The organism is Massilia sp. CF038 (assembly GCF_900129765.1).
Taxonomy (GTDB): domain Bacteria; phylum Pseudomonadota; class Gammaproteobacteria; order Burkholderiales; family Burkholderiaceae_D; genus Telluria_A.
The window spans coordinates 285,679-306,339 of the sequence record NZ_FQWU01000002.1; the positions used below are offsets into that span (position 1 = coordinate 285,679).

The window sequence follows — 20,661 nt, forward strand, 5'->3', positions numbered from 1 at the left end:
GTTTTTTGCGTTTACCCCATCGCCCAGGCATTGCCCCCGCGCTTTTTGGCGCTGTACATGGCACGGTCGGCGCGCGCCAGCAGATCGTCGGCGCTGTCGCCGGGGCGCAGCATGACAATGCCGATGCTGGCGGAGATTTGTCCCAGTGCGGCATTCAGCGCCGGCTGCGCCAGCAAGGCGGCGATGATTTTTTCGGCGACGATCACGGCATCGCTATCGCCACCCAGCAGTTCTTCCGCCAGGATGATGAACTCGTCGCCCGCCAGACGCGCCACGGTGTCGGTCTTGCGCACGCACTGCGACAGCGTCTGCGCAAAGCGGATCAGCACTGCGTCGCCGGCGGCGTGACCAAGACTGTCATTGATGGCCTTGAATTTATTCAGATCGAGGAACATGACTGCGAGCGGCCGCAAATTGCGCTCCGAGCGTGCCATCGCCATGCGCAGACGGTCCATGAAGGCGCTGCGGTTCGGTAAACTGGTCAGCGCGTCGTGGTTGGCATGATGGATAAAGTATTCCTGGGCCTTTTTGCGGTCGGTGATGTCCTGCACCATCACATAGAAGCCGGCGACCCGCTCTTCGCTCAGATCGGGGATGTAGGTCTGCTCGAAGTGGCGCGTGGCGCCCGCGACCTCGCGCGCCACTTCAAAGACGACCTTCTGGCCACTGAGTGCAGTTTGAACGTTGCCGGCGATTTCGGCATAGTCAAGGCCTTGCTGACCCAGTACTTCAGCCACGGTCTTTCCGATCAATGCCTGGTGCGTCATGTTGCGCCACTCCAGGAAGGTGCGGTTGGCAAAGCGGAAGCGCTGCTGGCGATCGATGTACAGAATGGCCGTCGGCATATTGTCAGTCACCGTCGCCAGACGCAGCTGACTGGCACGGAAGGCGCGCTCCGCCTTGACGCGCTCGGCCTGATTCAGTTCCAGCGCCGCCACTGCCTTGGCCAGCTCCTCGTCACGCAAGCGCACCCGTTCTTCCAGCGCGCGGTGCATCTTGCGCATCGCCGAGTCCTTGTGCGCCAGTTTGCGCATCAAGGCATTGAGTGCCCCGGCCAGTTTGCCAATCTCGTGGTACTGGTTGATCTGCAGCTTCATGCTGCGCACCTCGCCCGTTTCGAGCGCTCTGGCGGCGCTGGCAATGGTGTGCATTGGGGCTGTAATTGCGCGCGCTGCCAGAAAGCCGATCAGGCCAAACAGCAGCGCGGCCGACAAACCGGTCAGCATGATCGTGCGCTGCAGCGTATGTACAGGAAGGTATGCCTCGTCCACGGGCTGGCGCACCAGTACCGTCCAACCCAGACCTGGGTAGGAAAGATGGCCCTGGCTGCGACTGTACCCGACTACATATTGCCGCTTGTCGGGCCAGGCCTCGATCGAAAAGCCGGTCTTGCTTTTGACCGCAGCCTGCATGCTTTCGGTGTTGATCCGCTTGCCAATCAATTCTGCAGGTCCCATCAGCACCACACCCTTGGCGCTCACAATAATGGTGTCAACCCGGTTCCGGCTGGCCAGGGGGCGCAGCACTGAAGCCTCCACCTCTTTGGCCCACTGCCAGCTCAAATGGGCGCCCACCACCCCGGCAAATTGCCCTTGCGCGTCACGGTAGGGGAAAGCCACGTCGACAAAGCGCTGCAATTCGTTGCCGTTTTTCGGCAGCAGATTGGCCAGCAAGACTGATTCGTGCACGTCTTGCAGGTAAATGCCACGGTAAGCTCCCTGGAACCAGGGACGCTTGGACACATCCACACCTTCAAGCAGGCCGCCGCTGGCTGCCATGACCCTGCCCTGCAGATCGGTCACGCCGATCCAGGCATAGGTGGGATAGGTGCGCTGCATGAGCTGGAGTTGACCGCGCTTTGCGTCCAGCGAGATCGCCGGGTCGGCCATGAGGCTGCGTTCGGCCAGCAATTGCACCTCACGGTAGCGTTCAAACAGGCCCCGGTCCAGCTTGTCAGACGCCTGGAAAGCCAGTTCGCTCAATTCGCGCGCGATGGCGGCCTTCATGTCGGCTGCGCTGACCCAGCCAACAAGCAGCATCAGTACCACGGTCAGGCTCGCAACCAAGGCGCCAACCATGAAGGCCAGATAGCTTCCCAATCCCAGTCGCTGCACTCGCCCCATGTGACTGCCCGTCCAATGTGAATCGATTTAACAATGCTACGCTGTGGCATCTTTTCTATCAAGCGCACGATCGTAACCCCGTTTTCACTTGCAGTACGTTCCAGTATGCAAGCCGGACTCAACCGGTATTCGGAGATCGTCATGTTTTTGCGCATTTTTATCCTTGCCATGCTGTCAGGTGCTGCCAGCGCAGCCCACGCCCAGGACCGGCACGCCGCGCTGCCGCCGGTCCGGATGATTGTCGACGATCGGGCCGCGCAGCCAATCGAAGTGCAAAAGCTCGACATTGCCTCCACCCTCAGCGGCAGCACGGCTGAAACCACGGTGCGTATCGTGTTCTATAACCCCAACCGCCGCCAGCTTGAAGGCAATTTGCAGTTTCCCCTTGCCGATGGCCAGCAGGTGAGCGCCTTTGCCCTCGATATCAACGGCAGCATGCGGCCGGCGGTACCGGTCGAAAAGGCGCGCGGGCGCGAAGTGTTCGAAGCGATTGAACGCCAGCAGGTCGACCCCGGGCTTCTTGAAATCACGCAGGGGAACAACTTCAAGCTGCGGGTGTATCCGATCCCGCCGCAAGGCACACGCACCGTCGAACTGCGCTATACCGAAGCGCTGGCGCGCCGTGGTGCAAACTGGATTTACCGCCTGCCGCTCGCCTACGGCAAAGTTGGCCAGTTCAATCTCACCTTGCGCGCTACCGGCAGCGACGCGGCCCCCATCGCGGCAGGCAGCGCCCTCGCCTTCAAGGCGGAAAAAGGAGACTTTGTCGCCACCATGGCGCGCGAGCGCTATCACGCCGACAGCGTGATCGAGGTGGCCACCAAGGCGCGCCTGGAACCGCGCGTGGTGCGCCAGGAGCTGGACGATAAAACCTGGTTCGTGGCCGAAGTACCAGTGGCAGCCACGCGTGTACGCCGTACAGCCCCGCGCGTGATCGGCCTGCTGTGGGACAGTTCGGGTTCCGGTGCCAACCGCGCACACGAGGCGGAACTGGCGGAACTGGACAGCTACTTCAAGTCACTGGCAAATGTTGAGGTACGCCTGACTCGCTTGCGCGACCTGGCCGATGCCATTCAGGTCTTTAAAGTCACCGGTGGTAATTGGACCGAGTTGCGGCGCGCCTTGGCAGCCACGGTGTACGACGGCGCCACCGCACTGGGCGCGTGGCAGCCGCAATCGTCCGTTGATCAGTACCTCTTGTTCAGTGACGGCCTGTCCAACTATGGGGCCGCACCATTCCCGCAACTGGCTCGCCACCAGCAGCTGTTTGCACTCAACTCAGCCGTGTCTGCCGATACCGTTCGCCTGGCAGGACTGGCCGAGCGCAATGGCGGCCAGTTGATCGCTTTGAGCCAAGCCACGCCGAGCGCAGCGGCCAAGGCCCTGCTGTACCAGGATCTCCGCGTGGCCGACATCACCGCGACCGGCGCCACCGACATCGAAGTCGATTCGGGCATGGTGGCCGACGGCATGCTGCGCGTAGCCGGCCGCATGCTGGCGCCCAGTGGCGCGCTCAACATCACCCTGGCCAATACCGGCATCGAAAAGACGATCGTGGTGCCTCTGCCTGCGGATGCCTCGCATTACCCGCGCGCCGCCGCCATGTGGGCGAATTTCCGCCTGCGCCGCCTGGACGCCGACTTTGAATTGCACCGGGCTGAGATTGCCCGCCTGGGCAAACGCTTCTCGATTCCGACGCGCGAAACTTCGCTCATCGTGCTCGAACAGATGAACGATTATCTGCGCTACGATATCGAACCGCCGCAGGAAATGGCGAGCGAATTCAAACGGCTGCGGGAGAATGCGTTCAGCCGCCGTGCAAGCGAACAGCGTAGCCACTTTGAACAGGTCGTGCGTATGTTTGAAGACCGCAAGGCATGGTGGAATGCACCAATTCCCAAGCAATCCAAGTTCGATACGGTGCCTGGCTACTACCGGATGGACGCACCAGCGCTGGCGGCGGCCGCGCCGCCGCCCTCACCTGCGCCAAGGGCGGAGATGCGCATGGCCATGAACGACGCTGCGGGCAAAGAGCGCAAGGCCAAAAAAGGCGGCGACAGCGACAGCGCGCCACAGATTGGCATCTCGCTTAAAAAATGGGAACCGAATGCACCTTACATCGCGCGTCTGAAGCAAGCGCCAGCCGACAAAGTGTACGCCGTCTATCTGGACCAGCGTCCAGACAATATCGCCAGCAGTGCATTTTTCATCGACGCGGCCGATATCCTGCTCGACAAAGGACAGCGCGACCTGGCGTTGCGGGTTTTGTCGAATTTGTCGGAAATGGATCTGGAAAACCGCGCCGTATTACGCATCCTTGGCTACCGCCTGCTGCAGGCGGGTGAACCGACGCTGGCCATTCCCGTCTTCGAGCAAGTGCTACGCATCGCCGAAGAAGAGCCGCAATCGCTGCGCGACCTGGGCCTGGCACTGGCAGCGGCCGGGCGCGACCAGGAAGCGCTCGATACCTTGTACCAGGTATTCCAGAAGCCGTGGAACGGCCGTTTCCCGGAGATTGAAAAAATCGTGCTGGCCGAGTTCAACGCCATTCTGGCCGCATCGGGGAAACGTGCCGCCACTGGGCAGTTCGACAAGCGGCTCATCGCCAACCTGCCGCTGGATTTGCGCGTTGTCTTGACGTGGGACGCCGACAACAGCGACATGGATCTGTACGTGACAGACCCAAATGGCGAGCGCTGCGACTACACCAACAACCGCACGCGCCAGGGTGGCGCAATGTCGCGCGACTTCACCGGAGGCTACGGGCCGGAGGAGTTTTCACTGCGTCGCGCCCGGCCAGGAAAATACAAGATCGAGGCCAATTACTACGGCAACCGGCAGCAGGTGGTGGCCGGCGCGACCACCTTGCAGGTCAAGCTGTTCAGCGGTTTCGGCACGCCCAAGCAAAAAGAACAGCTGATCACGCTGCGCCTGAAGGAACGGAGCGAGACCGTCTTCGTGGGGGAATTTGAAGTGAAATAAGCTGCCGGCTTATTTGTCCAGCGCGTCCAGTCTGGCCTCGAGCTCGGGCGCGACTTTTTCGCGCGGATAGGCTTCACGGAAGCCCTGCCATTGTTGCAGGGCTTTTTCGTTTTCGCCATCCTTGAGCAAACGCTCGATCTCGGCCAGCCATGTTTTGCTGTCAGGGCGTTTGTTGGCCGATCCGGTGATCGAAACACGCTCGGCAACCTCGACGCGGGCAAGCGATTTGCTTTTTTTAGCCTCGGCCATTTCATTTTCGGCCATGTCGCTGCGCTGGCGCGCCGCCAGGGCTGCCGATAACTGGGCTTGTGACGCAGGCGCCGCATTCGCGTACGACTCGACCGTGAGCGGCACGCCAGCCGATGCTGGCGCCGGCGCGGGCGGCGGAGCGGCTGCCGCAACGGGCGCGGACGGCGCCGCGGCGGCGACTGTGGGTTCGGCCCGCACTGGACTGGCCGGTGCAGGTTTGGCGACGGGCGCCAAATCTGCCAGCGCGTCCTCCTTCTGTGCCAAAGGCGGCGGAGGCGGCGATGCCGGGACCGGAGCGCGCGCGCTATCCATCATGGGCGCCGGTGGTGCCATGGCCACGCTCGGTTCAGCAATCGCGTCTGCCGGGGGTGGCGGCACAATCAGGACCGGTGCCGGGACTGCCGTTTCCGCGACCAGGGCTGCATCGCTGGCCTTCTGGGACTGGAACGCCTGGTTGGCGAACACGCCAGCCAGCAAAGTTGCCGCGATACCGACAGGAACCCGCCAGCGGTGCCCGAACGGCTGCGCCAGCCGCGGTATGGGCGTACTGTCGCCAGGGTCATTGGCGGCCACCGGATGGGTTTCCTGTGCCAAGGCCAGGCGTGCGCGGTTGAGGATGGCGGCATCGAGTTCGGCGCTTGGTTCGCCGGTGGACATGGCTTGCAACCGGCGCGACAAGTCCCCTTCCCCTTTCAGGAAGGCGTCGAATTCGGCGTCGTCGCTCATATCATCCTTGTTCACACAAACTCCCTTCGCGCAGCTTGCGCATGGCATAGCGCAGGCGGCTTTTGACCGTTTCAACCGGCGCCGACACGATAGCGGCGATTTCCTCCAGGCTCAGGCGATTCATTTGCTGCAGCACCAGTGCCTCTTTCTGCTCGCCTGGCAGTTGGGCCAGGGCCTGATGCAAGCTGTCGTGGCGCTGTTTTTGATCGAATGCTGTTTCAGGCGTGACCACATCCTGCGCCGCATCGGCCAGCGCGTCAAATGCGTCGAATCCATCCGTGCCGGTGCCCATGTCAGCGGCGAGCAGCGGCTGTTGCTGACGCAGCAGGTCGAGCAGGCGGTTGCGGGCAATTTGATACAGATAGGTGCGGAAGGACGCGTCGGGCTGGTAGCGTTCGCGGGCTTGATGGAGGTTGGCCCAGCTGTCCTGCACGATCTCGTCGACCCAGTCGGCCCGGGGCGAGCGCCAGGCGATAAAGCGATACAAACCGACGCGGTGACGGCGATACAGCTCCTCGAAGGCGATGAAGTCGCCCTCGCGGTACTGCAGCATCAACTGCTCGTCGGAAGTAGTGGTAAGCATGTCCGGCCATTGTAGGGCCGGGGCGGGAAAAAGAGAATACCGCAACCGCAAAACACATCGCCCTCGCGAAGGCGGGCTCGCATGCGAGCCCCCCATGCCATCTAACCGAATTCGGTCAGGTGGAATGGGCCCCCGCCTGCGCGAGGGCGATGTTGGGGGGCGGCCGGATTGCGTTGCTCGTCCACCCAAAGTTACATCGCCCTCGCGAAGGCGGGGGCCCATGCCATGTAACCGAATTCGGTCAGGTGGAATAGGCCCCCGCCTGCGCGAGGGCGATGTATCTACACTTATTCCCAGCCGCCGCCGAGCGAGCGAATCAAGGCCACGGTGGTCACTGCGCGATTGCCACGCAGCTGTACCGCTGCCCGTTCCGCCGCCGCCAGATTGCGCTGGGCATCCAGCAGATCCAGATAGCTCGAACGACCCGCCTGGTACAGCTTCTGCGCCAGATCGGCCGAGCGGCGCGCCGATACCACGGCTGCGTCAAGCTGTTCAGCCTGACCGGCCAGAATGCGCAGACCCGCCAGGTTGTCTTCCACCTCCGCGAAGGCCACCAGCACGTTCTGGCGATATGCCGCTACCGACTCTTCCAGCACCGCTTCGCTGCGCGCGATGTTGGCCTTGTTACGGCCGCCGTCAATGATCGGCATTGACAGCAAGGCACCCAGCACCCACGAACGCGCGCTCCACTTGAACAGGTTCGAGCTGCTGGCCGACTCGGTTCCCAGCCCGCCATTGAGCAGCAAGGCTGGGAACATGGCCGACTTGGCCGCGCCGATACGCTCGTTCGACGCCATCATCGTGCGCTGGGCAGCGGTGATGTCAGGACGGCGTTCCAGCAGTGCCGATGGCAAACCGGCAGGAATCACCGGCATGACCGCCGTCTCTGGCAGCGGGTTCACGTCAGCGGTATAAGCCGCCGCCGATTTACCCAGCAACACGGCCAGGGCATGCTCGTTCTGCACGCGCTGACGCTGCAACCCGATCGCTTCGGCCTTGGCGGTAGCCAGTTCGGTCTTGGCGCGGGCCAGATCGAATTCGCCAATGTCGCCATTGTCGTAGCGACTCTGGTTGACCTTCACACTCTGGGTGCGCAGGTCGACCGATTTTTCCAGCGTGGCCAGTTCGGCATCGGTTTCACGCAGACGGAAGTAAGTCTGCGCCACGTCTGCCTGCAATGCCAGCAGCACCGACTTGTAGGTCGCTTCGGATGCTGCCGCATCGGCGCGGGCTGCGCCAATGCCGGCACCAAGGCGGCCAAACAGGTCCACTTCATAGCTGGCCGTCAGGCTGGCCTGGTACAGATTGGACGGCGCCACCGCTTCGGCACCGGTGCGCTGGACGCCAACGCCAACGCCAACCTGCAGGCCACGGTTCGCTTCCGACAGGCCGGCCAGCGCCCTGGCCTGCTTGACGCGAGCCGCCGCCACCGCCAGGGTGGCGTTGGCGCGGGTCGCTTCGTCGATCATCCCGGTCAGGACAGGATCGTTAAAAGCCAGCCACCATTGACCGCGCGCCTGGGCTTCGGCCGGCTGCGCCACTTTCCAGGTGGTGCCGTCCGGCGCTTCCTTGTAAGCCGACGGCATGTCGATCGCAGGTTGCTTCAGTTCCGGCACCGTCGAGCAGGCCACCAGCAGCAAGGCTGCCAGCAGCGGTGCGATACGGCGTGTGAGCTTGTTCATTAAATAGCTCCTTCGATTTTAATCATGGCCGGAGCAGCAGCTTTGCGCTCCAGGCTTTTTGCAAACGTACGCAGCAGGACGTAGAACACCGGCGTCAGGAACAGGCCGAAGAAGGTCACGCCCAGCATGCCGCCAAATACCGCCACACCCATCGCATGACGCATCTCGGCGCCGGCACCGCTGGAGAACACCAGTGGCACCACACCCATGATGAACGCGATCGACGTCATCAGAATCGGACGCAGACGCAGACGGCAGGCTTCCAGCGCGGCTTCGACAACGGTACGGCCATGGTCTTCCAGTTCGCGGGCAAATTCGACGATCAGAATGGCGTTCTTCGAGGCCAAACCCACCAGCACGAACAAGGCGATCTGGGTGAAGATGTTGTTGTCGCCACCGGTCAGCTTGACGCCGATCAGCGCACACAGAATCGACATCGGCACGATCAGAATCACGGCCAGCGGCAGGGTCCAGCTTTCGTACTGGGCAGCGAGCACCAGGAATACCAGCAGCACGCACAGCGGGAACACCAGCACCATCGTGTTACCAGACAAAATCTCCTGGTAGGTCAGATCGGTCCACTCGAACGACACGCCCTTCGGCAGCACTTCGGCAGCGATTTTTTCCAGCGCGGCCTGGGCCTGGCCGGACGACACGCCAGGTGCCGGGCCGCCATTGACTTCTGCCGATACGTAAGCGTTGTAGCGCTGTACGCGGTCCGGACCATAGCTGTCTTTCACACGCATCAGCGACGACAGTGGAATCATCTCGCCCTTGTCATTACGGACTTTCAGCTGGGCGATCTGGTCAGCTTGGGAACGGAACGGCGCATCGGCTTGCACGCGCACCTGGTAGGTGCGGCCAAACTGGTTGAAGTCGTTCACGTACAGCGAGCCAAGATTGATCTGCAAAGTCTGATAGATGGTTGCCAGGGGCACGCCAAGCTGCTTGGCCTTGACCCGGTCAACGTCTGCAAACAGCTGCGGCACGTTGATCTGGAAGCCGGAGAACACGCCTGCCAGTTCCGGGGTCTGCCACGCTTTCATCTGCAGCGCCTGCACGCTCTTGTACAACTCGTCGTAGCCCACGTTGCCACGGTCTTCCACCATCATCTTGAAGCCGCCGATGGTGCCAAGGCCATTGACTGGCGGTGGCGGGAACACCATGATGAACGCATCCTGAATGCTGCCCAGGCGCTTGTTGATTTCAGCGGCGATCTCGGGACCGGACTGGCCCTTGCCGGTACGCTGGTCAAATGGCTTGAGCGAGGTGAAGACGATGCCGGCATTCGGCGCATTGGTAAAGCCGTTAATCGACAGACCTGGGAACGCGATCGACGATTCCACGCCTGGCACTTGCGAAGCAATGTCTGACATCTTGCGAATCACCGCTTCGGTACGGTCCAGCGAAGCTGCATCAGGCAATTGGGCAAAGCCGACCAGGTACTGCTTGTCCTGCGCTGGCACGAAGCCGCTAGGCACTGCCTTGAACATGAACACGGCAGCGATTGCCAGCAGCGCATACACTGCCACTGACAGGCTCTTGCGCTTGAGGACACCATTGACGCCGTTTTCGTAACGGGTCGATGCACGGCCGAAGAAGCGGTTAAACCAGGCAAAGAAGCCGCCGAAGACTTTGTCCATGCCACGGGTCAGCGCGTCTTTTGGCGCATTGTGCGGCTTGAGCAGGGTTGCAGCCAGGGCCGGCGACAGGGTCAGCGACGAGAATGCCGAGATCACGGTCGAGATAGCGATGGTCAGCGCGAACTGGCGGTAGAACTGGCCCGACAGACCGGACACAAATGCAATCGGCACGAACACGGCGCACAGAACCAGTGCAATGGCGATGATCGGACCACTCACCTCTTTCATGGCCTGGATGGTTGCATCGCGCGGGCTCAGGCCAGCTTCGATGTTTCGCTCCACGTTTTCCACGACCACAATGGCGTCATCGACCACGATACCAATGGCCAGCACAAGGCCGAACAGCGACAGCGTATTGATCGAGAAGCCAAAGCCCAGCATCACCGCAAAGGTACCGATGATCGACACTGGCACTGCCAGAAGCGGAATGATGGATGCGCGCCAGGTTTGCAGGAAGATGATCACCACCAGCACCACCAGGGCGACCGCTTCAAGCAGGGTGTGGATCACAGCCTTGATCGATTCGCGTACGAACTGGGTCGGGTCGTATACAACGCTGTAGTCGACGCCTTCCGGGAAGTCCTTTTTCAGTTCCGCCATCTTGGCGCGTACATCGGCCGACAGCTGGAGCGCATTGGCGCCAGGCGCTTCAAACACGGCGATTGCGGCTGCCGACTTGTTGTTCAGCAGGGAGCGCAGCGAGTAGCTGTTCGACCCCAGTTCCAGACGGGCGACATCGCGCAGACGCGTGATGGCGCCATCGTTACCGGTACGGACGATGATGTCGCCGAATTCCTCGATCGAGGTCAGGCGGCCCTGGGTGTTGACGGTCAGCTGGAATTCAGCGTTCTTGGAAGGCGAAGCGCCCACCACACCGGCAGCAACCTGCACGTTCTGCTCACGGATCGATGCGACCACGTCGCCGGCCGTCATGCCGCGTTCTGCCACTTTTTGCGGGTCCAGCCAGATGCGCATGGCATAGTCACCGGCGCCAAACAGCTGCACCTCGCCCATGCCTTGAATGCGGGCCAGCTGGTCTTTCACGTTCAGCACGGCGTAGTTGCGCAGGTAGACGTCGTCATAACGGCCGCTTGGCGAGACCAGGTGCACGACCATGGTCAGGTTGGGCGAGCTTTTCACGGCGGTCACACCGATCTGACGCACTTCCTCGGGCAGACGCGGCAAGGCGCGCTGAATCCGGTTTTGTACTTGCGACTCGGCCTGCTCCACATTGGTGCCGACCTTGAACGTCACGGTCAATGCCAGCGAACCATCGGAGGTCGACTGGGACGACATGTACAGCATGTTTTCGGTGCCGTTGATCTGCTCTTCCAGCGGCGCAGCCACGGTTTCGGCGATGACCTTGGGATTGGCACCCGGGTACTGGGCGCGCACCACCACCGATGGTGGCACAACGTCCGGGTATTCCGAGATTGGCAGCTTGAAGATCGATAGCAGCCCCGCCACGAAAATGATGATCGACAGGACGGCCGCAAAAATCGGCCGGTCGATGAAAAATTTAGAAAAATTCATGTTCTTACTCCTTGGCCTGCGCCTTTGCCGCTGCGACTTTCACGTCGCTCGGCTTTTTTCCGTCTTCCATGGCGACGACTTCCGCCGTCACCGGTGCGCCAGGCTGAACCCGCTGCAAACCGTTGACGATGATCTTCTCGCCGGGCTTGATCCCGTCACGTACCACGCGCAAACCATCGACTGCCGGGCCCAGTTTGACGGCGCGGTATTCGGCTTTGCTGTCCGCCGAGACCACGTAGACGAACTTACGGTCCTGATCGGTGCCGACGGCGCGGTCGCTGATCAGGATGGCTTTTTTGCCGGTGGACTCGTTGCCTGCCAGCTGAACGCGGGCAAACAGGCCTGGCACCAGCGTGTTGTCGCTGTTGTCGAAGGTGGCGCGCATACGCACGCTGCCGGTCTTGGCATCGAGGCGGTTGTCGACGAATTCCAGCTTGCCCTGGTGCGGGAAGCCGGCTTCGTTGGCCAGGCCGACCTTGACGCCCACGGGCGCGCCTTTTTGCGACTCGCGGGCTACGCGCAGGTAGGTGTCTTCGTCACCGTCGAAAGTGGCGTAGATTTCCTTGTTCGATACGACCGAGGTCAGAATCACGCTGCCGTCCACTAGATTGCCAGTGGTGATTTCCGCTTTCGACACGCGGCCATCGATGGGCGAGGTCACGCGGGTGTACGCCAGATTCAAGCGCGCCGCATCGAGCGAAGCCTGCGCAGCGCGCACATTGGCGTCGAGCTCTTTCAGGCCCGATGCTTTTTCGTCGAATTCGCGCTGGGCGATGGCCTTGTCGGCCAGCAGACGTTCTGCACGCGACTGTTCCAGCTTGGCCAGGTCTGCTTTGGCGCGGGCCGAAGCATACGCAGCGTCAGCGCGCGCTGCCTCGGCCTGGAATGGCCGTGGATCGATCACGAACAGCAGATCGCCCTTTTTGACCACACTGCCCGGCTTGAAATTGACCGAGGTGATGAAGCCGCCCACACGGGCGCGGATATCAACGCGTTCCACCGCTTCCAGGCGGCCCGAGAATTCCTGCGTTTCATTGACGGTGCGTTCGATGACGACCGCAGCGGTGATTGGTGGCCCTGCCTGCGCAGGAGGTGCCGCCGCCTTGCCGTTTGCTGGTCCGCATCCTGACAGCGCGAACGCAGCCAGCCCCGCCAGTGCCAGGCCCGCGATCAGCGGCTTGGCGATGAATTTATTGGTTTTCATTTTATTCCTTTTCTTGATGAAAATTATTAATAACAACGGCGGTACAGCGGCCGACTGCAAAAGCAATGGGCAAAAGGGTCCGTACGCTGCGCTGAGGGTCACTCGGCGCAGCTGCACGGAATTAACTTGTAAGGCGGTTGGCTAGGACGAAGTCGGTGGTTCGTCCAGGGCTGCGAGAAACTTACCTATTTCCTGCAAGGCGGCGGCTTTGCAGGCACATTCGTTACGGGCGGCAGCGTCGTCGATGGGCTGGGCCGCAAGCCGCTTGACCGTCGTCGTGACGCCACAGGTGGTGAGCTTGGCACCATATTGTTCCGCCTCGTCGCGCAATGGATCGTCCTCGGCGGACAGGATCAGCGCAGGCGGTAAATTCTTCAGACGGCTCGACTGCAAGGGCGACGCATACGGGTGCACGCGGTCGGCAGCATTGGGCAGGTAGCCGCGGTAGCTGGCGGCGCAGGTATCGGCGACGCAGGCGGAATTGAGGTCCTTCTTAATTTCGCGCATTGAGCAAGTGCTCAGGCCAGGGTCCAGCATCGGCATGATCAGGATTTGCCCGACCAGCTCGGGGCCGCCGCGGTCGCGTGCCATCAGCGCCGACACGGCAGCCAGATTGGCACCGGCTTCAATTCCGGCCACCACCATGTGCTTGCCGGTCCAGCCGATTTTGGCCTTGTTCTTCTTTGCCCACTTCAATACAGCATGGGCATCTTCCACCGCAGCGGGGAACGGCCGCTCGGTGGCCAGGGTGTAGCGCGCCGCCAGTACCCGCTGCTCGCTCGAGCAACTGGCCAGGTGGCGCAGGAATTCGTCAGCCTCGTCCAGATCGCCACCCACAAAGCCGCCGCTGTGGAAGAACACGATCAAGCCATCGCGCTTGGTGCCGGCCGCGCCTGCTGCATACAGGCGCGCGCCCAGCGGACCTTCCGCGCCAGCTACTTCCAGCTCGCGGATGTTGAGTGCGACAGGGGCCGACATGGCTGTCATTTGCTGGCCTCGTCCGACGCGCCCAGGGAATCGGCAAACAGATTATGTGCAAGTGCATCAAATCCAGCGCTTTCCGCTTGCGACGCTTGCGGGAAGTGGCCACTGTAAACACTGCCCAGGGTGGTGACGGCAGCCAGCACGATTGCCATAAAACCGATAAGACCATTTTGATAACGCATGCTGACTCCCCTTTCCATTCCTGCGGTGGCTACATCCTTTGATGCAGTACGGCCACTTTAAACTTGTTCTACAATCTGATAAAGATGCTAACCGCGAATTGATTGTTCAGAAAATCGAACAATGAAGGGGAATATGAATAAACTGCAAGCCATGGAAGTGTTTGTGCAGGTGGTCGACGCCGGCGGCTTTACGCGGGCCGCAGAAAACATGCAACTGCCCAAAGCGACCGTCTCGACCCTGGTCCAGAACCTGGAACAGGCGCTGACGGTCAAGCTGCTGCACCGCACAACAAGACAGGTCAGCGTGACCGCCGACGGCGCCGCTTATTATGAGCGCTGCCTGCGCATCCTGTCGGACGTGCGCGAGGCCGAAGAGTCGCTGTCGCACAACCGTGCCTCGCCGGCGGGGCGGCTGCGGGTGGACGTGAGCACCAGCATTGCCAACGACTTCATCATCCCTTCCCTGCCCGATTTTTTTGAGCGCTATCCCGACATCCGGCTAGACCTTGGCTGCAGTGACCGCCCGATTGATCTGATTGAAGAAGGCGTGGACTGTGCCGTGCGCGGCGGCGAACTGCCTGACTCCGCCCTGATCGCGCGCCGCATTGGCGTGCTGCAGTTCGTCACGGCGGCCACGCCAGCCTACTTGAACAAGCATGGCCGGCCCCAGCACCCCACCGACCTGGCGCAGCACCGCTGCGTAAACTACTTTTCTTCCCGCACCGGCAAGACCTTCGACTGGGACTTCGTGCGCGGCGAAGAAACCATCTTCGTGCCGGCCCCCGCCTGCCTGGCCGTGAACGATTCGGTCGCTTACCTGACGGCCGGGCTGCAAGGCCTGGGCCTGGTGCAAATGGCGAGCTACAAGGTGCATCCCCTGGTGGCCAGCGGCCAGATGGAACTGGTACTGACCGACTGGACCAGTGTGCCGCTGCCGGTGAACGTGGTGTACCCTCAGAACCGGCACCTGTCGGCCAAGGTGCGCGTGTTCGTGGAGTGGGTGGCAGAACTGTTTGCCGATCATCCGGGGCTGCAACTGCAAAGGAACTGAGATGCACAAGATCGTCTTTCTTGACCGCGCCAGCCTGCCGGCGCACGTGCGCAAGCCCGATTTTGCGCACCAGTGGACCGAGCACGAGGCCAGCACCCGCGCTGACGTGGTAGAGCGCTTGCGCGGTGCGACTATCGCCATCACCAACAAGGTACCGCTGCGCGCGGACGACATCGAGCAGCTGCCCGACCTGATGATGGTAGCCGTTGCAGCCACCGGATCCGACCAGGTTGACCTCGCGGCCTGCCGCGCCAACGGTATTGTGGTATCCAACATCCGCGATTATTCGCTCGTTTCCGTTCCCGAGCATGTGTTTGCGCTGATCCTGGCCCTGCGCCGCAATCTGCGTGCCTACATGGCCGACGTGGAAGAAGGCAAATGGCAGGCGTCGACACAGTTTTGCCTGTTCGATCACCCGATTGCCGATCTGGCGGGCAGCACGATCGGCATCGTCGGCTACGGCGCGCTGGGGCGCAAAGTGGCGGCCATTGCGCGTGCGTTTGGCATGCGTGTGATCGCCATGTCGCGCTCGAAGATCGAAGACAAGGATGTACGCCAGGTCGGCCTGGACGAACTGCTGCGCAGCGCCGATGTGGTGAGCCTGCACTTGCCACTGACGGAGCAGACGCGCAGCATGATCGGCGCGGCGCAACTGGCGATGATGAAACGCGGCGCGCTGTTGATCAATACGGCGCGCGGGGGGTTGGTCAACGAGCTGGAGCTGGCCCAGGCCTTGCAGGATGGCGTGCTTGGAGGCGCCGGCTTCGATGTGCTGAGCAAGGAGCCACCGTCAGCGGACAATCCGCTGCTGGCGCTACAGCTTCCCAACTTTATTCTGACGCCGCACGTGGCCTGGGCCAGTGCGGGTGCAATGCAAACGCTGGCCGATATGCTGGTCGATAACATCGAGGCATTCGAGCGCGGCGCGCCGCAGAATACGCTATGACAGGAACGGCGCAGGAAGAACTGGTTAGGGCTGTCCCATACCGCCCAGTCATGTTCGGCATACGAAGGACGGATGCTCACGGGATTAGTTGATGGCTTAGTGATGTAGAAGGAATGTGAGCGACATCTGGCTGATCACTAATATGATTCCTTACGTATCACGCTCAGCCATGGACGGCGCTCTCCCCGCTGCGCGTGGTGCCTGGCAGGTGTAGTACAGTGATGAACCATGAAACCATTGATACATGCCGTTCGGGCCAACATCACCACCTTGACATTGGACGCCATCGTCAATGCAGCCAATTCCTCTTTGCTCGGAGGCGGCGGGGTTGACGGTGCCATTCACCGTGCCGCCGGACCGGAGCTGGTGCATGAATGCCGCCTGCTCGGTGGCTGCAAGACTGGCGAGGCTAAACTCACCAAGGCATACCGCCTGCCGGCCCGATACATCATCCATACGGTTGGCCCAGTTTGGCGTGGCGGCGATCAGGGGGAACCTGAACTCCTCGCCAGTTGCTACCGCCGCTCAATCGCACTTGCGCAAAGCAACGCGTTGCGCTCAATCGCGTTCCCTAGTATCAGCACCGGAATCTTCGGCTATCCAATCGCCTTGGCTGCAGCGACTGCCGTGCAAACCGTGCGCGAAGCGCTCGCAGAAGCGCCTGAAATAGAGGAAGTCGTGTTCTGTTGCTTCTCCCAGGAAGATCTGGCGGTGTATGAGGACGCGCTCGGTTAAGCTTGTTTTGGTTCACCGATATTGTTCGCGTCAGGCATTCGGGCGGTGAATTCAAGTTCCGCCGTACTGACGTAAGTGCACTTGTGAACCAGTTCAATATTTTGCGGCGATAACAATTCCAGGTCTTAAATGAAAACTCTGCTTTACTTGGCCACCATTCTGTCGTTGGTCGCTTGTTCTAACAATGTGCCCGCGCGCTGGGCGTCCTTGCCATACCCGAAAGAGCATCTTTCAGCCGTCGAAGATACAACTGATGAGCATGGTATTTATCTAGAGTACAAAGGCCTCGACCGGGAGCAACTCTTACAGCAAATTGAAGCTGGGCTGACAGCTTCAGGCTACGTCAAGGTCGGGGAGGCATTCGAGGGAGCCGTCGTCGGGTATGCCAAAGGCGAAGATAAGCTTGCCGTCAAGGTCGATCAATCTGGCGAACAACTGTTCCTGGCCGTGTTTGATGCAGAAGGAAAGGAACCGCTGCTGCATGGCGTCGTGTTCGGCAAGTACCAACTCGGGGAAACGACGTCTGGGGAAAAGGCAAAGGAACAGTTGCTGAACGAACTAGAAAAATAGGATGCCGGTTGGAAGTGGAAACCAGCTTGCCGTTGACAGTTCAGGCAGGAGGGAGCCTTGCTATGATTACCGCCACGAAGGACCCGCCTCTTGCCGATGCGAGACTGATATTCAGGCGGGCGCCGCTCGGGCTCAGACACAGATCGACAGGATGTTATGCACGCAATTTACTTCAAATGGAAAGTGGCTTCTGGACGTGAGCGGGACTTCGAGAGCGCTTGGCGGGAACTCACCGAACTTATTCGTGATGAACGAGGTGGTCTAGGGTCGCGTTTGCATCGGTGCGCCAACGGCGAATATTTTGCGTATGCCCAATGGCCGTCCGAACTCTCCTGGGCTACACAATCCGAGCCTACTACACGCATGCTTGAGCTGCGAAACCACATGCGTGAATTCGCGGAACTTTTGGATGCCCCACTTCGGGGCGACGTCGTTGCCGACCTGCTGATATCAATTGACAGGCCTGAGTGACCGGGGGTGCGGACACCGCCGGGGTCACGCGCCCAGTTCAGCGTCGTAAATCGGCAGCGTATTTTGAAAGGCTCGCGGGTGTCTAGCAAACTCGTGGCGATTCAATTTACGCTCGCCATCAAGGCTGGCCTTGGAGCCCGAGATACTGGATCGATTGAGAAGTACTTTGGGCTAGAGAAAACAATGTCGATGGTCTGCGCGGCTCTCATTGATGTTAAAATTTTCGCATTATTTTCAACCGAAGGCACCTGTGCAATATCCAAGCAACCCGACAGCGCTTACGCGCACTGCCGCGCGCTCCACTTCCGTGAAACCTATCGCGTCGCTGATGGTGGGCGTCTTATTGTGGACAGTCGCCCAACAGGCAGCTGCGATCGACACGCGCCGCTATTTCCCCATCGATTTGGGTGCCACCTGGACCACCAGGACGACGCCTGTCCCCTCGGCCGGTGATCCGCTTCCACCTTACACAACGGTCTCGACGATGGTCGCCGGACCTGTCGTGAACGGCAGAAAGACTTCCAAGCTTTCCTGGTCGAACGACAACGGCGACACCGAGCGCACCGCGGGTGTCTACGTCAACGATAGTACCGGGACCCAATTGGTCGCCGTGGTTCAAATGGCGCCGGACGCGATGCGGGCCGAGTGCCTGCCTCGGCCGTCGAGTCCCCATTACATACTTCCGGGAAAAGTATCGGTCGGCCAGATTTTCTCCGGCACACTCGTTGCGAACTGCGACGGTGCGGTAGTCGACACGTTGGTCACGACCACGGTGCTTGGTTTTGCGACCACCACTGTTCCCGCAGGAACATTTCGCACTTTAAACTTCAAACGGGTGGTCGATGTGCGCGTCACCCAGCCGGGAAAACCACGCGCCGGCTGGAAGGAAATCTCAATGATCTCGTTCGCTAAAGACGTCGGGCTTGTGAAAGATGTCACGGAAAGCTTCTTTACCGGTTTAGCGCTCGAGTTGACGGAAACCGAGGTGCTCGTGTCGACCAATCGGAAGTACGATCCCCTCGACCAGCACGACCAGTGATCTTTCGCGCGTCGTGCCCGATCGGTGGGTCAGGGCATTGAAGCCGCGCGCCACCTTGTTTCCTTTCGGGGTGACATGAACTTTACGCAGTGCGACGTCGAAGCTTACACAACAAGCGATGTGGAAACCGTATTTGCGCTTTTATCGAGCAGTATCGGACCGCTCTCGACCGATAACGCGTCGCACGAAGATCCCAAGATCTATGTTTTTGAGAATACGACGGTCGTGCTTCGGGCAAGCGAGGATGCCTTCCTAAGTATTTGGATTCGTGGAAACGCCAGGTGGCCAACCTCTGTGGCCTTCGGAAGATATCTTGCTGGGGCACTGGAATGCGTCGTCAGGTGCGATCCCGGGCTGGAATATCCTGAGGTGAGCCCATATTCGAGTGTATTCCTTCAGATTGAAGGAGGAGAGGAAAGTTTGGTTACCTGGGAATGAGCTCACAATTGCGTCGACCAATTGAATCTGCAGGTTTGGAAAGCCTAGATCCGCATATTGCCGTTAACGTTCCTGGTCAAGCAGAATGCGCCGATCCACATCCTGTATATCGCGCAAGCCGCAAAACGCCATGGTCAGATCGAGTTCATTGCGGATGATATCCAGACATTTGGTCACACCCGCCTCCCCCATCGCCCCTAACCCATACAGAAACGGGCGCCCGATATAAACGCCCCTGGCGCCCATTGCCACCGCGCGCAGCACATCCTGCCCCGAGCGCACGCCGCCATCCATATGCACTTCAATGCGCTTGCCCACCGCCTCGACAATCGGCCCCAGCGCCGCAATGCTCGACTGCGCACCATCGAGCTGACGCCCGCCGTGATTCGATACGATCAGTGCGTCGGCCCCGCTGTCGGCAGCCAGGCGCGCATCATCAGGATCCATGATGCCCTTGATGATCAAGGTGCCGCCCCAGCGCTTTTTAATCCACTCCACATCGTCCCAGGACAGCGATGGATCGAACTGCTGGGTGGTCCAGGCTGACAGGGACGACATGTCCGACACGCTCTTCGCGTGGCCGACGATATTGCCAAAACCATGGCGGCGCGTGCCCAGCATGCCAAGGCACCAGCGCGGTTTTGTCATCAAATTGATGATGGTCGACCGGGTCGGCTTGGGCGGCGCGGACAGACCATTGCGTATATCCTTGTGGCGCTGCCCCAGCACCTGCAAATCGAGCGTGAGGACCAGGGCCGAGCAGCCCGCCGCCCTGGCGCGTTCAATCAGGCGCTCAATAAAGTCGCGGTCCTTCATCACATACAGCTGGAACCAGAACGGTTTGCTGGTGTGCGCAGCCACATCTTCAATCGAACAGATGCTCATGGTCGACAAGGTGAACGGCACGCCAAAGCGCTCGGCGGCGCGGGCAGCCAGAATTTCACCGTCGGCGTGCTGCATGCCGGTCAACCCGGTTGGCGCCAGCGCCACCGGCATGCTGACGGCCTGCCCCACCATGGTCGAAGCCAGCGTGCGATTGGCCAGGTTGACGGCCACGCGCTGGCGGAATTTGATGCTGGCAAAGTCGGCGCTGTTGGCGCGGTAGGTGGACTCGGTCCAGGAGCCGGCATCGGCATAGTCGTAGAACATGCGCGGCACGCGCCGCTTGGCCAGGCACTGCAAATCGTCGATGGTGGTGATAATGGTCATGCCTGCCTTGCATCAGACTCGATGTCTGTATTGTAAGTGATGCAAACTGGCGCTGGACAAATTCCGGCACTGCGCCTACAATGCTGCTTCTTCGCGGGGGGCATGCCCTCAGCGCAGTGCAAGCAAGTGAGTTTCAAGAAGAAATGTCAAGCAATTGGTACTTCCGGAAATGAAACAAAGCTGCTATAATGCTTGCTTTCGCGGCTGTAGCTCAGCTGGATAGAGTACTTGGCTACGAACCAAGGGGTCGTGGGTTCAATTCCTGCCAGCCGCACCAAAATTCGTAAGACGAAAGGCCTGATGAGAAATCT

At 60.7% G+C, this 20,661-nt stretch carries 16 protein-coding genes and 1 tRNA gene; 8 read left to right on the forward strand and 9 right to left on the reverse strand.

Annotated elements, in window-relative coordinates:
• Window positions 1–11: 11 nt before the first annotated feature.
• Window positions 12–2,123, reverse strand: a complete 2,112-nt coding sequence (locus tag BUC24_RS11385) for a diguanylate cyclase domain-containing protein (RefSeq protein WP_083598881.1) — start codon at window positions 2,121–2,123, stop codon at window positions 12–14.
• A 141-nt stretch (window positions 2,124–2,264) separates the two neighbouring features.
• Between BUC24_RS11385 and BUC24_RS11390 the strand changes: the two genes are divergently transcribed.
• A complete protein-coding gene (locus tag BUC24_RS11390; protein ID WP_083598882.1) occupies window positions 2,265–5,105 on the forward strand; it encodes a VIT domain-containing protein in 2,841 nt (946 codons plus the stop codon).
• 9 nt (window positions 5,106–5,114) lie between these two features.
• On the opposite strand, the gene BUC24_RS11395 is transcribed toward BUC24_RS11390, so the two are convergent.
• The 7 genes from BUC24_RS11395 to BUC24_RS11425 form a co-directional block, all read right to left on the reverse strand.
• A complete protein-coding gene (locus BUC24_RS11395) occupies window positions 5,115–6,080 on the reverse strand; it encodes a hypothetical protein (RefSeq protein WP_073215815.1) in 966 nt (321 codons plus the stop codon).
• Window position 6,081: 1 nt separating this feature from the next.
• Window positions 6,082–6,663, reverse strand: coding sequence for a sigma-70 family RNA polymerase sigma factor (locus BUC24_RS11400; protein ID WP_073215819.1), 582 nt, complete (start codon window positions 6,661–6,663; stop codon window positions 6,082–6,084).
• A gap of 287 nt (window positions 6,664–6,950) precedes the next feature.
• A complete protein-coding gene (locus BUC24_RS11405) occupies window positions 6,951–8,345 on the reverse strand; it encodes an efflux transporter outer membrane subunit (protein ID WP_073215822.1) in 1,395 nt (464 codons plus the stop codon).
• Window positions 8,345–11,521: an efflux RND transporter permease subunit gene (locus BUC24_RS11410; RefSeq protein WP_073215825.1), complete on the reverse strand. Its 3,177-nt coding sequence runs from the start codon at window positions 11,519–11,521 to the stop codon at window positions 8,345–8,347. The genes BUC24_RS11405 and BUC24_RS11410 overlap by 1 nt, the downstream gene beginning before the upstream one ends.
• A 4-nt stretch (window positions 11,522–11,525) precedes the next feature.
• Window positions 11,526–12,725 (reverse strand): efflux RND transporter periplasmic adaptor subunit, encoded by a 1,200-nt coding sequence (locus tag BUC24_RS11415; RefSeq protein WP_073215829.1) that lies wholly within the window; start codon window positions 12,723–12,725, stop codon window positions 11,526–11,528.
• Between the two features lie 141 nt (window positions 12,726–12,866).
• Window positions 12,867–13,712, reverse strand: coding sequence for an alpha/beta hydrolase (locus BUC24_RS11420; RefSeq protein ID WP_073215832.1), 846 nt, complete (start codon window positions 13,710–13,712; stop codon window positions 12,867–12,869).
• On the reverse strand, window positions 13,709–13,891 hold the full coding sequence (locus BUC24_RS11425) for a hypothetical protein (RefSeq protein WP_073215835.1): 183 nt from the start codon (window positions 13,889–13,891) through the stop codon (window positions 13,709–13,711). The genes BUC24_RS11420 and BUC24_RS11425 overlap by 4 nt, the downstream gene beginning before the upstream one ends.
• A gap of 133 nt (window positions 13,892–14,024) precedes the next feature.
• Between BUC24_RS11425 and BUC24_RS11430 the strand changes: the two genes are divergently transcribed.
• From BUC24_RS11430 to BUC24_RS11455, 6 genes are all read left to right on the forward strand, one after another.
• The gene (locus BUC24_RS11430) at window positions 14,025–14,942 is read left to right on the forward strand and encodes a LysR family transcriptional regulator (RefSeq protein ID WP_073215838.1); all 918 of its coding nucleotides are present in this window, start codon (window positions 14,025–14,027) and stop codon (window positions 14,940–14,942) included.
• Between the two features lies 1 nt (window position 14,943).
• Window positions 14,944–15,888, forward strand: a complete 945-nt coding sequence (locus tag BUC24_RS11435) for a D-2-hydroxyacid dehydrogenase (RefSeq protein ID WP_073215841.1) — start codon at window positions 14,944–14,946, stop codon at window positions 15,886–15,888.
• Between the two features lie 228 nt (window positions 15,889–16,116).
• A complete protein-coding gene (locus BUC24_RS11440) occupies window positions 16,117–16,623 on the forward strand; it encodes an O-acetyl-ADP-ribose deacetylase (RefSeq protein ID WP_073215844.1) in 507 nt (168 codons plus the stop codon).
• Between the two features lie 129 nt (window positions 16,624–16,752).
• Window positions 16,753–17,193, forward strand: a complete 441-nt coding sequence (locus BUC24_RS11445) for a hypothetical protein (protein WP_073215847.1) — start codon at window positions 16,753–16,755, stop codon at window positions 17,191–17,193.
• A 156-nt stretch (window positions 17,194–17,349) separates the two neighbouring features.
• Entirely contained in the window at window positions 17,350–17,664 is a 315-nt protein-coding gene (locus BUC24_RS27550) for an antibiotic biosynthesis monooxygenase family protein (protein WP_073215851.1), read from the forward strand.
• Between the two features lie 211 nt (window positions 17,665–17,875).
• The gene (locus BUC24_RS11455; protein WP_143167493.1) at window positions 17,876–18,703 is read left to right on the forward strand and encodes a hypothetical protein; all 828 of its coding nucleotides are present in this window, start codon (window positions 17,876–17,878) and stop codon (window positions 18,701–18,703) included.
• 501 nt (window positions 18,704–19,204) lie between these two features.
• Here the strand turns inward: BUC24_RS11455 and BUC24_RS11465 are convergent.
• A complete protein-coding gene (locus tag BUC24_RS11465) occupies window positions 19,205–20,350 on the reverse strand; it encodes an alpha-hydroxy acid oxidase (protein WP_073215860.1) in 1,146 nt (381 codons plus the stop codon).
• 200 nt (window positions 20,351–20,550) lie between these two features.
• Between BUC24_RS11465 and BUC24_RS11470 the strand changes: the two genes are divergently transcribed.
• Window positions 20,551–20,627 (forward strand) — tRNA-Arg (locus BUC24_RS11470).
• Window positions 20,628–20,661: the final 34 nt, after the last annotated feature.